We start from the raw sequence: 12994 nt of genomic DNA, 5'->3' as shown, positions 1-12994 counted from the left end.
CATTTGTGACAAGCGCGGAATAATGTACTACCTGGTTACTTATGGCAATTTGTCGCAGGTAAAAATGTCCTGAACGGTACTGAGGCTAGATCAGAGATCCGCGTTGCGGGCGGTGCTGTAACATGCGGAACCATTGATTTGTGTTGCTGGAGACGCCCCTTGCCTGACACTCGCCCACCCGTTCTTGACGAAATCGACCGCCAATTGATTGCGGCCCTGCAGATCAATGCCCGCGAAAGCGTGGCCATGCTCGCCCGGCAACTGGGGATCGCGCGCACGACCGTGACCTCGCGGCTGGCGCGGCTGGAAAAAACCAAAGTCATTACCGGGTACGGCGTGCGGTTGGGCCAGCGGGTGGTGGATGGCGGGTTGCAGGCGTACGTTGGTATCACGGTGCAACCGCGGTCGGGCAAGGAAGTGCTGCGTCGCCTCGGCGCCATGGCTCAGGTTCAGCAGTTGTGTGCGGTCAGTGGCGAATTTGATTATGTGGCGTGGTTGAGAACTGATTCGCCGGAGCAGCTGGATCAGTTGCTGGATCAGATTGGCAGCGTGGATGGAGTGGAGAAGACGACCACATCGATCATATTGAGTAGCAAGATTGATCGGGGGCAGCCGGTTTGACTTTGGGCCGGTAGTTCTCGGGTGACTGATCCGGCCTCTTCGCGGGCAAGCCTTGCTCCTACATTGTCAATGTGCAGTATTAATTCGTCATATTGATCAAATAACTGGCGAAACGACGACACATTGCGTCTTATTAACGTGTTCTACGCTCTCTAGAATGGCTGGCATCTTTTCCTATACTCAGATGCGCACTCCGCGTCCGGTCGCCAGCAAGGTCAGCCATGAACAAGAACAATCGCCATCCTGCAGACGGTAAAAAACCAGTCACCATTTTCGGCCCTGATTTTCCGTTTGCCTTCGACGACTGGATCGAACACCCGGCCGGCCTCGGCCGCATTCCTGCACACAACCACGGCGCCGAAGTGGCGATTGTCGGCGCGGGCATCGCTGGATTGGTAGCCGCCTATGAATTGATGAAACTGGGCCTCAAACCAGTCGTCTACGAAGCCTCGAAAATGGGCGGCCGTCTGCGCTCCCAGGCATTCAACGGCGCCGAAGGCATCATTGCCGAGCTTGGCGGGATGCGTTTCCCGGTGTCCTCCACCGCGTTTTATCACTACGTCGACAAGCTCGGCCTCCAGACCAAGCCCTTCCCGAACCCGCTGACCCCGGCTTCCGGCAGCACGGTCATCGACCTGGAAGGCAAAACCCATTACGCACAGAGCCTGGCGGATCTTCCTGCACTGTTCCAGGAAGTGGCTGACGCCTGGGCGGATGCACTGGAAGCCGGTTCGCAGTTCGCCGATATCCAGCAAGCGATCCGCGACCGCGATGTGCCGCGCCTCAAAGAGCTGTGGAACACCCTGGTTCCGCTGTGGGACGACCGCACCTTCTACGACTTCGTCGCCACGTCAAAAGCCTTCGCCAAACTCTCGTTCCATCACCGCGAAGTGTTCGGCCAGGTCGGTTTTGGCACCGGCGGCTGGGACTCGGACTTCCCGAATTCGATGCTGGAAATCTTCCGCGTGGTCATGACCAATTGCGACGATCACCAGCACTTGGTAGTCGGCGGCGTGGAGCAAGTGCCGCTGGGCATCTGGCGCCATGTGCCGGAGCGCTGCGTACATTGGCCGGAAGGCACCAGCCTCAGCTCGTTGCACAGGGGCGCACCACGCTCCGGGGTGAAAAAAATCGCCCACGCATCGAATGGCCGCTTTGCAGTCACAGACAACTACGGCGATACCCGCGAATACGCTGCCGTGTTGACCACCTGCCAGAGCTGGCTGCTGACCACACAGATCGAGTGCGACGAAACCCTGTTCTCGCAAAAGATGTGGATGGCCCTGGACCGCACCCGCTACATGCAATCGTCGAAAACCTTCGTGATGGTCGACCGCCCGTTCTGGAAGGACAAGGACCCGGAAACCGGCCGCGACCTGATGAGCATGACCCTCACCGATCGTCTGACCCGTGGCACCTACCTGTTCGACAACGGCGACGACAAGCCCGGCGTGATTTGCCTGTCGTACTCGTGGATGAGCGACGCGCTGAAAATGCTCCCGCACCCGGTGGAAAAACGCGTGAAGCTGGCGCTGGACGCCTTGAAAAAGATCTACCCGAAAGTGGACATCGCCGCGCGGATCATCGGCGACCCGATCACCGTGTCCTGGGAGGCCGACCCGCATTTCCTCGGTGCATTCAAAGGCGCCTTGCCTGGCCATTACCGCTACAACCAGCGCATGTACGCTCACTTCATGCAGGACGACATGCCCGCCGAGCAGCGCGGGATTTTCATCGCCGGCGACGACGTTTCGTGGACGCCGGCCTGGGTGGAAGGCGCGGTGCAGACCTCGCTCAACGCGGTGTGGGGCATCATGAAACACTTCGGCGGTGAAACTCACGCCGAGAACCCGGGTCCAGGAGATGTGTTCAACGAGATCGGTCCGATCGCCCTGCCCGAGTAAGAGGAATCCGAAATGCGTGTAGCCCTTTACCAATGCCCACCGCTGCCCCTGGACGTCGCCGGCAATCTGCAACGCTTGCATCAGCTCGCGCTGGAGGCCAAAGGCGCCGATCTGCTGGTGCTGCCGGAGATGTTCCTGACCGGCTACAACATCGGTGTCGACGCCGTCAGCGTCCTCGCGGAGGTATACAACGGTGAATCGGCGCAACACGTTGCGCGCATTGCCAAAACCGTAGGGATCGCCATTTTGTATGGCTATCCCGAACGCGCCGAAGACGGACAGATTTACAACGCTGTGCAACTGATCGACGCCAACGGCGAACGCCTGTGCAACTACCGCAAGACTCACCTGTACGGCGACCTCGACCACTCGATGTTCAGCGCCGGGGAAGATGATTTTCCGCTGGTGGAGCTCAATGGCTGGAAGCTCGGCTTCCTCATCTGCTACGACGTGGAGTTCCCGGAAAACGCACGGCGCCTGGCCTTGGCCGGCGCAGAGCTGATCCTGGTGCCGACGGCGAACATGATTCCCTACGACTTCGTCGCCGACGTCACCGTCCGCGCCCGCGCTTTCGAAAACCAGTGTTACGTGGCGTACGCCAATTACTGCGGCAACGAAGGCGAGATTTATTATTGCGGCCAGAGCAGCATCGCCGCACCGGATGGCAGCCGCATCGCCCAGGCCGGTCTGGACGAAGCGTTGATTGTCGGCGAGCTGGACCGCCAGTTGATGGTCGACTCCCGCGCCGCCAATCGCTACTTCCTGGATCGTCGCCCCGAGCTTTACGAAACGCTGAACAAGCGCTGATCCACCGATATCCGCTAGCATTAGCGTTTCTCTGTTCTGGAAGTGCTCATGCCTGCGTTGAATCCCCTTCGCCCCCACACTGAAACCCTGGCCAACGGCCTGCGGGTAACGCTGCGTCATTCGCCGACGCTGAAGCGCTGCGCGGCGGCATTGCGGGTTGCCGCGGGCAGTCATGATGTACCTTTGGAGTGGCCCGGACTGGCGCACTTTCTCGAACACCTGCTGTTTCTCGGCACTGAACGTTTTCCCACCGCTCAAGCACTGATGGCCTACGTGCAGGGTCATGGCGGACAGGTGAACGCGCGAACCAATGAACGCACCACCGACTTCTTTTTTGAATTGCCGGTGCAGGCATTCAGCGGTGGGCTGGAGCGTCTGTCAGACATGCTCGCGCACCCATGTATGAATCCGGACGATCAGCAGCGCGAACGAGAAGTGCTGCACGCAGAATGTGTCGCCTGGTCGCAGGACCCGACAGCGCAACAGCAGCAGGCGTTGTTCGAGGGGCTTTCGCCTGCGCATCCGCTGCGTGGGTTTCATGCCGGCAACCGCGACAGCCTGCCCGTGCCGCAACCCGAATTCCAGCAAGCCTTAATGGATTTCTATCAGCGTTTCTATCGGACCGGGCAAATGACGTTGAGCCTGGCCGGACCGCAGAGTCTGGATGAGTTGCAGGCATTGGCTGAACACTTTGGTGCTGCGATCCCTGCCGGCGAAGCGATACCGCAATCAACGCCTGCACCGCTGATGGAATCCTCGGACAACCGTTATCAACAGGCGAGCGAGCGACGACTCGATCTGGTGTTCGCGCTTGAAGCGCTGCCCGACGCTTCGCGCGAGGCGTTGGCGTTTCTGTGCCACTGGCTGAACGCTGCGAAAGCCGGCGGGTTGCTGGATGGATTGCAAAAAAACGGGTTGGCCGACAGCCTGAAGGCCAAGCCGCTGTATCAGTACGCCGGCCAAGCGTTATTGCACGTTGAGCTCAGCACTGCCCAACCCGACCACGTCATCCGCGAGCGGCTTCTGGATTGGCTGGGCTTTTTTGCTGCTCAAAAAGAGTGGGCCAGTCTGCGCGCCGAATACGCCACCCTGCTACAGCGCCAGCAGCAAGTCAGCGGGGCTTTGCAATTGGCGCAACAGGATGTCGAGCAGCTTGAGGCCGGGCTATCGGAACAGGGCGTTATCGCGCTCAAGGACATCCTGAAGAAAATCGGTGCTGTGGATAACTTCAGCGGCGAGTGGCAACTGCCGACGCCTAATCCGTTTTTACCCGTCGAGGCGCCGGTGACCCATGCCGGCCTGATTCGTGGCCAAACCAGTAAACATCGCGGTCTGCGCACGTTTGCCCAGGATCGCTCGCGCAGTCGTCGCGAAAACTCCCCGATACAGTTCAGTCAGGCGTTGCCGGATAACACCGATGAAGGGGTGATTTATCTGCGCTGGCGGCTCGACCATAGGCCCGCATCCAGCCTCCAGTCGCACCTTGAGAATCGCCTTGCCCCCCTGCGTGAAGATGCCCGTCAGGCCGGCGTCGACGTTTCCTTCAGCGCATCGGGAAATGAATGGCTGTTGAAAATGACGGGGCTTCAGGAACCAATGCCTACCGTCCTCGAACATGCGCTGAAAGAGCTGACAAATCCTGATGCCGTTCTCTCACAGAAAGAAACGCCAAGCGCTGGGCTGATACCGATTCGGCAATTACTCAAGGCTTTGCCCGAGCGCTGTCTTGAATCCACCGCCGAGTCGAATGACTTGCAACAACTCTGGGCCACCGCACGCTGGGATGGGCTGGCGATCGGTCTGTCCGCTCAGACCCAAGCGGCCATGGGTCTGGGCTTGAGTCGCGTGCCCGGCGTTGCGGGCAATCAACTGACACCTGCGCCATCGATCCGCACTCAGCGTCTATGGAACAGTGTCGACACCGGCTCCAGCGAACACGCGCTGCTACTCTTCTGTCCGGCCCCGACTCAGGACATCGCCGATGAAGCCGTCTGGCGTTTGCTCGCTCATCTTGGACAGACGCCGTTCTACCAGCGTCTGAGAGTCGAATTGCAACTCGGCTATGCGGTGTTCAGCGCCCTTCGACAGATTCATGGGCAGACGGGACTGCTGTTCGGCGTGCAATCTCCAAACGTCACCCCTTCGGACTTGCTGGAACATGTCGAACAGTTCTTACGGAGTCTGGAGGGGATGCTCGACAGCATGGACGACGCGGCCATCATCGAGCAGCGCCAGTCATTGGCCGAGCAGTTCGACAGTGCGGCGTTGCCCATGGCGCAGGCCGCAGAGTTGCTTTGGCAGGGCAAACAGGCCGGCCACTCGTCGGATTATCGTGAACAACTGACCGAGGCCATTTTGCTGATCGATCGTCCGGCGCTGTCAGCCGCGGTCCAACGGCTGAATCAGGCCGAAGGTGGCTGGCGCTGCCTGGCCAGCGAACCCTGCCCAAGCGCAATCTGGCAAGTGGCAAAATGATCATTACCGCTGGTGCAATTAGCTTTTTCCGAGAATGCTGGGCAATCAGTCTGTAATTTTGAGTAACATAGCCACCTAACTATCTGAACATCTCCGGCTGGAGGTGGACTATATGTATAGATCTCAACTGTCCCATCACCTGAAGGAGCGCTCCCATGTCCTGGTCCAAACCTGCTTACACCGACCTGCGTATCGGCTTTGAAGTCACCATGTACTTCGCAAGCCGCTAAGTTTGTATAGAAGTGCAACGCCTCGGTTTACCGAGGCGTTTTTATTTTCAGCGTCGATAGGGAGCGATCATGTTCGTCCAGATTCTAGGTTCCGCCGCCGGCGGTGGTTTCCCGCAGTGGAACTGCAACTGCGTGAACTGTGCAGGCTTTCGCAGTGGCACCGTACGGGCCAAGGCGCGGACCCAGTCGTCCATCGCGATTTCCGATGACGGCGTGAACTGGGTACTGTGCAACGCCTCGCCTGACATCCGCGCCCAGCTTCAAAGCTACAGCCCGATGCAACCCGGTCGCGCCCTGCGTGATACCGGTATCAGCGCGATCATTCTGATGGACAGCCAGATCGATCACACCACCGGCCTGCTCAGCCTGCGCGAAGGTTGCCCGCACAATGTCTGGTGCACCGACATGGTCCATGAGGACTTGAGCACCGGGTTCCCGCTGTTCACCATGTTGACCCATTGGAACGGCGGGCTGAACTGGAATCGCATCGAACTCGACCGCAGCTTCACCATTCCGGCCTGTGCGGGCCTGCGTTTCACCCCGCTGCCCCTGCGCAGCGCCGCGCCGCCCTACTCGCCCCACCGCTTCGACCCGCACCCGGGCGACAACATAGGCTTGATCGTCGAAGACCTGAACACCGGCGGCAAGTTGTTCTATGCGCCAGGGCTGGGCAAGGTCGATGCGCCATTGCTGGAGATCATGGCCGGCAGCGATTGCCTGTTGGTCGACGGCACGATGTGGGATGACGACGAAATGCAGCGCCGTGGCGTCGGCACCCGCACCGGTCGGGAAATGGGCCACCTCGCGCAGAACGGCCCCGGCGGCATGCTGGAAGTGCTGGAACAACTGCCCAAGCAGCGCAAAGTGCTTATCCATATCAACAACACCAACCCGATTCTCGATGAGGATTCGCCGGAGCGTGCCGAGCTGGCCCGGCGTCAGATTGAAGTGGCGTATGACGGCATGAGTATTGTGTTGTAGGACGCCGAGACCGCTTCGCGGTCTATCGCGAGCAGGCTCGCTCCCACAGGGGAATGCGACCCACTGTGGGAGCCAGCCTGCTGGCGATGAGGCCAGTGTAGATACCAAAGAATCCACCGGTTGTATTCCGGAGAACCGCAATGACCGACACCCCGCTGTCCACCGCCGAATTCGAAGCCGCCCTGCGGGCCAAAGGCGCCTATTACCACATTCATCACCCGTATCACGTGGCGATGTATGAAGGCCGGGCGACCCGCGAGCAGATCCAGGGCTGGGTCGCCAATCGCTTCTACTACCAGGTGAACATTCCCCTGAAAGACGCGGCGATCCTTGCCAACTGCCCGGACCGCGAGATTCGTCGCGAGTGGATTCAACGCTTGCTGGACCACGACGGCGCCCCCGGCGAAGACGGCGGTATCGAGGCCTGGTTGCGCCTGGGCCAAGCCGTCGGCCTGGACCCGGACCAGCTGCGCTCACAGGAACTGGTGCTGCCCGGCGTACGTTTCGCCGTCGACGCTTACGTCAACTTCGCCCGCCGCGCCAGTTGGCAGGAAGCCGCCAGCAGCTCGCTGACCGAGCTATTTGCGCCGCAAATCCACCAGTCGCGCCTGGACAGCTGGCCGCAGCATTACCCATGGATCGACCCGGCCGGGTACGAGTATTTCCGTACCCGTCTGGGCCAGGCCCGACGTGACGTCGAGCACGGCCTGGCGATCACTTTGCAGCACTACACGACGCGGGAAGGCCAGGAGCGCATGCTGGAAATTCTCCAGTTCAAACTGGACATTCTTTGGAGCATGCTCGATGCCATGAGCATGGCCTACGAACTGAAGCGCCCTCCCTATCACAGCGTGACCGAACAACGGGTCTGGCACAAAGGAATCACCTTATGAGTTTCGATCGCAGCAAGACCCCGACCTGGCGCCCCGGCTACCGCTTTCAGTACGAACCGGCGCAAAAAGGCCACGTGCTGCTGTACCCGGAAGGCATGATCAAACTCAATGAAAGCGCTGCGCTGATTGGCGGCTTGATTGACGGCGAACGTGACATCGCGGCGATCATTGCTGAACTGGACGCGCAGTTCCCCGGGGTGCCCGAGCTCGGTGAAGACATCGAGCAATTCATGGAGGTCGCCCGTGCTCAGCACTGGATCGAACTTGCCTGACGCCGCGTCAGACACGTTACCGCCAAAACCCGAAATCGGCCTGCCGCTGTGGTTGCTGGCCGAGCTGACATATCGCTGCCCGTTGCAATGCCCCTACTGTTCCAACCCGCTGGATTTCGCCGAACAAGGCAAAGAGCTGAGCACCGAACAGTGGATCAAGGTATTTCGCGAAGCGCGGGAGATGGGCGCGGCACAGTTGGGCTTTTCCGGCGGTGAACCGCTGGTGCGCCAGGACCTCGCGGAGCTGATTGCCGAAGCGCGCAAACTGGGGTTCTACACCAACCTGATCACGTCCGGCATCGGCCTGACCGAGCAGAAAATCAGTGATTTCAAAAAGGCCGGCTTGGACCACATTCAGATCAGCTTCCAGGCCAGCGACGAGCAGGTAAACAACCTGCTGGCCGGCTCGAAGAAAGCCTTCGCCCAAAAGCTGGAAATGGCGCGCGCGGTCAAAGCCCACGGCTACCCGATGGTGCTCAACTTTGTGACCCATCGCCACAACATCGACAAAATCGACCGGATTATCGAGCTGTGCATCGCCCTTGAAGCTGACTTTGTGGAGCTTGCCACCTGCCAGTTTTACGGTTGGGCACAGCTCAATCGGGTCGGGCTGTTGCCCACCAAGGAACAGCTGGTCCGCGCAGAGCGCATCACCAACGAATACCGCGCCAAACTGGAAGCCGAAGGGCATCCGTGCAAGCTGATTTTCGTCACGCCGGACTATTACGAAGAACGCCCGAAAGCCTGCATGAACGGCTGGGGCAGTATTTTTCTGACAGTGACCCCGGACGGAACGGCGCTACCCTGTCACGGCGCCCGACAGATGCCGGTGCAATTTCCCAATGTGCGCGACCACAGCATGCAGCACATCTGGTACGACTCGTTCGGCTTCAACCGCTTTCGCGGTTACGACTGGATGCCCGAGCCGTGCCGTTCGTGCGACGAGAAGGAAAAGGACTTCGGCGGCTGCCGCTGCCAGGCTTTCATGCTCACGGATGACGCGAGCAACGCCGACCCGGTGTGCAGCAAGTCGCAACATCACGACGTGATTCTCAAGGCCCGCGAAGAAGCCGAGCACGCGACCCAGACCATTGAACAACTGGCCTTTCGCAATGAACGAAACTCAAGACTCATCGCCAAAAGCTGAACCCTTCAGCGCCATCAGAGCGGTCGCCGCCGGTATCGATTTCGCCGAATTGCAGGTGGGCCCTCATGGCCTGTTCTGGAACGAGTACCGCCCCGAAGATGCCGCGTGCCGGATCTGGCATTGGCGCGACGGGCAAGCGCATTGCCTGACGCCGTCGGGTTTCAGTGTGCGCAGTCGGGTGTACGAATATGGCGGTGGGGCGTTTTGTCTGACCGATGACGGGGTGATTTTCGTCAACGAGGCAGACCAGCAGATGTATCGGCAGTCGCTAAAGGGCGAAACGCCTGAACGGCTGACCTCGAATGAGTGCCGTTACGGTGATCTGCAATTCGCCAACGGCCAGGTGCTGGCCGTTGAGGAAAACCGTGACCGGCATCGATTGGTGGCGATTGATGTGGCGGCTGGAACGCACCATGTGTTGGCGGAGGGCGCCGATTTTTACGCCGCACCGACACTGAGCCCCGACTCGCAACGACTGGCGTGGATCGAATGGAGTCGCCCCGATCAGCCCTGGACCGCCACCCGACTGAAGGTCGCCGAACGCCAAAGCGACGGCCGCTTTGCAGAACCGCGCTGTGTCGCTGGCGAGGCTATTCAGGAGTCGCTGCAACAGCCGCGTTTCGATAGCGACTCCCGCCTGTTTTGCCTGACCGATCGTGGCGGCTATTGGCAGCCGTGGGTGGAATCAGCCGACGGCCTGAGCCCGCTGCCCAGTGCTGCGGCGGATCACGGACCGGCACCGTGGCAGTTGGGTGGCAACACTTGGTTGCCTCTGGGCGACGCGCGTTATTTGGCCAGTTGGACCGAAGGCGGGTTCGGAAAATTGGGGTTTTGCGGCGACACTTGTGAAGACTTTACCGGCGACTACAGCCGCTTCCGTCATCTGGCACTGGATGCGCAATTCATTTACTGCATCGCCGCTTCGCCCGTCAGTTCATCGGCCGTGATCGCCATCGACCGCAACACCCGCAAGGTCAAGGTCCTGGCGGGCGGGACTACCCCGCTACCCGCCGAGCAAATCAGCCGCCCGCAAACCCTGCGTTACCCGAGCGGTTCGGGTGAGGCCCATGGTTTCTTCTATCCGCCGATGACCAACGACGCCAAGCCGCCGCTGGTGGTGTTCATCCACGGCGGCCCGACATCGGCGTGCTACCCGATGCTCGACCCGCGCATCCAGTACTGGGCGCAACGAGGCTTTGCCGTCGCGGACCTTAACTATCGGGGCAGCAGTGGCTATGGCCGGGGATATCGTCAGGCGCTGCATTTGAGCTGGGGGGATGTCGATGTCGAAGATGCTTGCTCGGTGGTCAGCTACCTCGCCGAACGCGGGATGATTGACGGCAGCAGGGCGTTTATCCGCGGCGGCAGTGCCGGCGGGTACACCACGCTGTGCGCATTGGCGTTTCGTAAAGTCTTCCGCGCCGGCGCCAGCCTGTATGGCGTCAGCGATCCCGTTGCATTGGGTCGGGCAACGCACAAGTTCGAAGGCGATTATCTGGATTGGCTGATTGGCGATCCCGTGCAAGACGTCGAGCGATACGCTGCACGGACGCCGTTACTGCATGCGAGCAACATTAGCGTGCCGGTGATTTTCTTTCAGGGTGAGCTGGATGCTGTCGTCGTGCCACAGCAGACTCGCGACATGGTCGAGGCGTTGCAGAAAAACGGCATCCTGGTGGAAGCGCATTATTACGCGGACGAACGCCACGGCTTCCGCAAGGCCAGGAATCAGGCCCACGCGCTGGAGCAGGAATGGTTGTTTTATCGGCGGGTGATGGCGGCGGACTGAAGGTCGTGCCGCGTGCGGAAAGTGTGGCGCCCCCATCGTCGGAACGCCGCCCGTAGCCGGCTAGCTCCCACAGGCTTGTGTTCGCCACAGATCTAATGTGGGAGCTAGCCGGCTACGGGCGGCGTTCCGACGATGGGGGCCTATCTGACGCTGTAGCACCTAGCGCTTGGCGATGATGTACACCGCATGCACGATCCCCGGAATGTAACCGCACAACGTCAGCAGAATATTCAGCCAGAACGCCCCGGCGAAACCGACTTGCAGAAACACACCCAATGGCGGCAACAGAATGGCGATGATGATTCGAATGAAATCCATGGGGTCAGCTCCTGATTTGAAGTGGGCTCATGCGAGCCATACCTCTAATCGACCCTTGCCGTTCGTCAGGGTTCAGTGTCATCGAGCCAAAGTGCTATCGCTGTTTATGAAGACAAAAAAACGCCCCACGCCGAAAGAATCAGGCGTGAGGCGTGCGTTATACCGCAAGACGGTTCTGGAATTCGTGTAGGACCGGTCTGATCAGACGGCAATTCCTTTGCGGCACTGGAGTTGTGCGGTGCGCACACGAGAGAAGGCACGGGCCAGGCGCAGAAGCATTTCGTCGATGTTGACCTTGCTGATGGTGAGTGCTGGGGTAAAGCGCAGGCAATCAGGCTGCGGGGCGTCGAGCAACAAGCCTTCGTGCAACGCAGCTTTGACCAAGGCCTCAGCCGAATCGTCCGACAGCGTAAGCCCCCAGAGCAGCCCTTGACCCCGTAGCTCCCCATGGGCGTAGCGATGGGACAAACGCGCCAGGCCTTCGCGCAGGTGCTGCCCCGCTTCCTGCACATGGTGGAGAAAACCTTTGTCCTGGACGCTGTCGAGCACGGCAACACCGGCCGCTGTCATCAGTGCGTTGCCATGGTGCGTGCCGCTGAGTTCGCCGATGTCGAAACAGCAGGCCTTACCGCGCGCCAGCAATGCAGCCAATGGCACTCCGCCGCCGAGCCCTTCGCCCAGGACAACGATATCGGCCCGAACGCCGTAGGATTGTTCCGCGAGCAAGGTGCTACAGCGACCGATACCGGTGTGTACTTCATCGAGGATCAACAGAATGCCCAGTTCTCGACACAGGCGTTCGACCCCTTTGAGGTAATGTTCGGTGGCCGGAATCACCCCGGTCCGGCTCTGTACCGGCTCAAGCAGGATTGCCACAGTTTCGGCGTCGACAGCCGCGTGCATCGCCGCAAGATCGTTGAAGGGAACGTGGTGGAAGTCCGACGCCGACATCGCTCCGAGACTACGACCATGAGCGCCATTGCTGGCAACGATAATGCGCGAAGCGCCGCCGCGATGCAGTTGCCCCCATTTGCGCGCCAGTTTGACCGCCGCTTCACAGGCTTCAGTGCCGCTGTTCAGAAAATACGCCTGGTCACTGCCTGTGTGGGCGCAAAGCCGTTCGGCCAGGTTGAGCATGCCGCGGTTGTGCAGGCCAAAACCCGGATTGATCAGCGATTGGGCGTGTTCCGAAATGGCGCGGACCACTGCCGAAGGGCTGTGTCCAAGGCTGTTGACGCCGCCTCCCTGGCAGAAATCCAGATAAGCGCGGTCATTGCTGTCCCAGAGCCAGGAGCCCTGGCCGCGCACAAAAACCTGTTTCGGGCGTTCGACGCTGGGCATCAGGCATTCGCTGGACAGGTTGTCCCCTTTGGCCGGCAGGAAATCGTCCAAGGCCAGGTCATCGAGGCTCGGTGGAGTGCGCCGCAAACTGAACAGATTCATTTGAAAAAACCTTGCTTGAGGTTTTTTGCCTTACCTATGTAAACGCCCTTGGCATAAACGGTATTCATTGCGCTCTTTGGCCCTGTAAGCCTTTTGAATGCGGTTAGACTAGGC

At 60.1% G+C, this 12994-nt stretch carries 12 protein-coding genes; 10 read left to right on the top strand and 2 right to left on the bottom strand.

Translation table 11 applies throughout. The features are described from left to right. The first annotated feature begins 159 nt into the window (after window positions 1-159). The 10 genes from EJA72_RS22375 (at window position 160) to EJA72_RS22330 (ending at window position 11119) form a co-directional block, all read left to right on the top strand. Complete coding sequence (locus tag EJA72_RS22375) at window positions 160-621, top strand: Lrp/AsnC family transcriptional regulator (RefSeq protein ID WP_157713781.1); 462 nt, start codon at window positions 160-162, stop codon at window positions 619-621. Between the two features lie 221 nt (window positions 622-842). Continuing rightward, window positions 843-2525, top strand: a complete 1683-nt coding sequence (locus EJA72_RS22370) for an NAD(P)/FAD-dependent oxidoreductase (RefSeq protein ID WP_157713779.1) — start codon at window positions 843-845, stop codon at window positions 2523-2525. A gap of 12 nt (window positions 2526-2537) precedes the next feature. Further along, window positions 2538-3332 (top strand): carbon-nitrogen hydrolase family protein, encoded by a 795-nt coding sequence (locus EJA72_RS22365; RefSeq protein ID WP_157713777.1) that lies wholly within the window; start codon window positions 2538-2540, stop codon window positions 3330-3332. A gap of 48 nt (window positions 3333-3380) precedes the next feature. Further along, on the top strand, window positions 3381-5807 hold the full coding sequence (gene pqqF, locus EJA72_RS22360) for a pyrroloquinoline quinone biosynthesis protein PqqF (RefSeq protein WP_157713775.1): 2427 nt from the start codon (window positions 3381-3383) through the stop codon (window positions 5805-5807). Between the two features lie 155 nt (window positions 5808-5962). Then, the gene (gene pqqA / locus EJA72_RS22355; protein ID WP_009045898.1) at window positions 5963-6037 is read left to right on the top strand and encodes a pyrroloquinoline quinone precursor peptide PqqA; all 75 of its coding nucleotides are present in this window, start codon (window positions 5963-5965) and stop codon (window positions 6035-6037) included. A 69-nt stretch (window positions 6038-6106) separates the two neighbouring features. Next, complete coding sequence (gene pqqB / locus EJA72_RS22350) at window positions 6107-7018, top strand: pyrroloquinoline quinone biosynthesis protein PqqB (RefSeq protein ID WP_157713773.1); 912 nt, start codon at window positions 6107-6109, stop codon at window positions 7016-7018. A 140-nt stretch (window positions 7019-7158) separates the two neighbouring features. After that, on the top strand, window positions 7159-7911 hold the full coding sequence (gene pqqC, locus EJA72_RS22345) for a pyrroloquinoline-quinone synthase PqqC (protein WP_157713771.1): 753 nt from the start codon (window positions 7159-7161) through the stop codon (window positions 7909-7911). Then, window positions 7908-8183: a pyrroloquinoline quinone biosynthesis peptide chaperone PqqD gene (gene pqqD, locus EJA72_RS22340; protein WP_157713769.1), complete on the top strand. Its 276-nt coding sequence runs from the start codon at window positions 7908-7910 to the stop codon at window positions 8181-8183. The genes pqqC and pqqD overlap by 4 nt, the downstream gene beginning before the upstream one ends. Further along, window positions 8176-9330 (top strand): pyrroloquinoline quinone biosynthesis protein PqqE, encoded by a 1155-nt coding sequence (gene pqqE, locus EJA72_RS22335; RefSeq protein WP_157713868.1) that lies wholly within the window; start codon window positions 8176-8178, stop codon window positions 9328-9330. The genes pqqD and pqqE overlap by 8 nt, the downstream gene beginning before the upstream one ends. Next, on the top strand, window positions 9296-11119 hold the full coding sequence (locus tag EJA72_RS22330) for a S9 family peptidase (protein ID WP_157713767.1): 1824 nt from the start codon (window positions 9296-9298) through the stop codon (window positions 11117-11119). Before pqqE ends, EJA72_RS22330 begins: the two co-directional genes overlap by 35 nt. Before the next feature lie 159 nt (window positions 11120-11278). On the opposite strand, the gene EJA72_RS22325 is transcribed toward EJA72_RS22330, so the two are convergent. Together EJA72_RS22325 and EJA72_RS22320 are read right to left on the bottom strand one after the other, a co-directional pair. Further along, a complete protein-coding gene (locus EJA72_RS22325) occupies window positions 11279-11437 on the bottom strand; it encodes a YqaE/Pmp3 family membrane protein (RefSeq protein ID WP_007904205.1) in 159 nt (52 codons plus the stop codon). Window positions 11438-11638: 201 nt separating this feature from the next. After that, window positions 11639-12880: an aspartate aminotransferase family protein gene (locus EJA72_RS22320; RefSeq protein WP_157713766.1), complete on the bottom strand. Its 1242-nt coding sequence runs from the start codon at window positions 12878-12880 to the stop codon at window positions 11639-11641. Window positions 12881-12994 lie beyond the last annotated feature (114 nt).

Origin of the sequence: Pseudomonas sp. PB120 (genome assembly GCF_009761815.1) — a bacterium.
In the GTDB taxonomy this organism is placed as follows: domain Bacteria; phylum Pseudomonadota; class Gammaproteobacteria; order Pseudomonadales; family Pseudomonadaceae; genus Aquipseudomonas.
The sequence above is the reverse complement of the archived record's forward strand: the minus strand, read 5'-3'. Positions and strand labels throughout refer to the sequence as shown.

Bases quoted from the DNA above. Each gene is read 5' to 3' on its own strand.
- EJA72_RS22330 (WP_157713767.1), top strand. From the start codon at position 9,296: ATGAACGAAACTCAAGACTCATCGCCAAAAGCTGAACCCTTCAGCGCC.
- EJA72_RS22365 (WP_157713777.1), top strand. From the start codon at position 2,538: ATGCGTGTAGCCCTTTACCAATGCCCACCGCTGCCCCTGGACGTCGCC.
- EJA72_RS22370 (WP_157713779.1), top strand. From the start codon at position 843: ATGAACAAGAACAATCGCCATCCTGCAGACGGTAAAAAACCAGTCACC.
- EJA72_RS22325 (WP_007904205.1), bottom strand. From the start codon at position 11,437: ATGGATTTCATTCGAATCATCATCGCCATTCTGTTGCCGCCATTGGGT.
- pqqF (WP_157713775.1), top strand. From the start codon at position 3,381: ATGCCTGCGTTGAATCCCCTTCGCCCCCACACTGAAACCCTGGCCAAC.
- pqqD (WP_157713769.1), top strand. From the start codon at position 7,908: ATGAGTTTCGATCGCAGCAAGACCCCGACCTGGCGCCCCGGCTACCGC.
- EJA72_RS22320 (WP_157713766.1), bottom strand. From the start codon at position 12,880: ATGAATCTGTTCAGTTTGCGGCGCACTCCACCGAGCCTCGATGACCTG.
- pqqB (WP_157713773.1), top strand. From the start codon at position 6,107: ATGTTCGTCCAGATTCTAGGTTCCGCCGCCGGCGGTGGTTTCCCGCAG.
- pqqC (WP_157713771.1), top strand. From the start codon at position 7,159: ATGACCGACACCCCGCTGTCCACCGCCGAATTCGAAGCCGCCCTGCGG.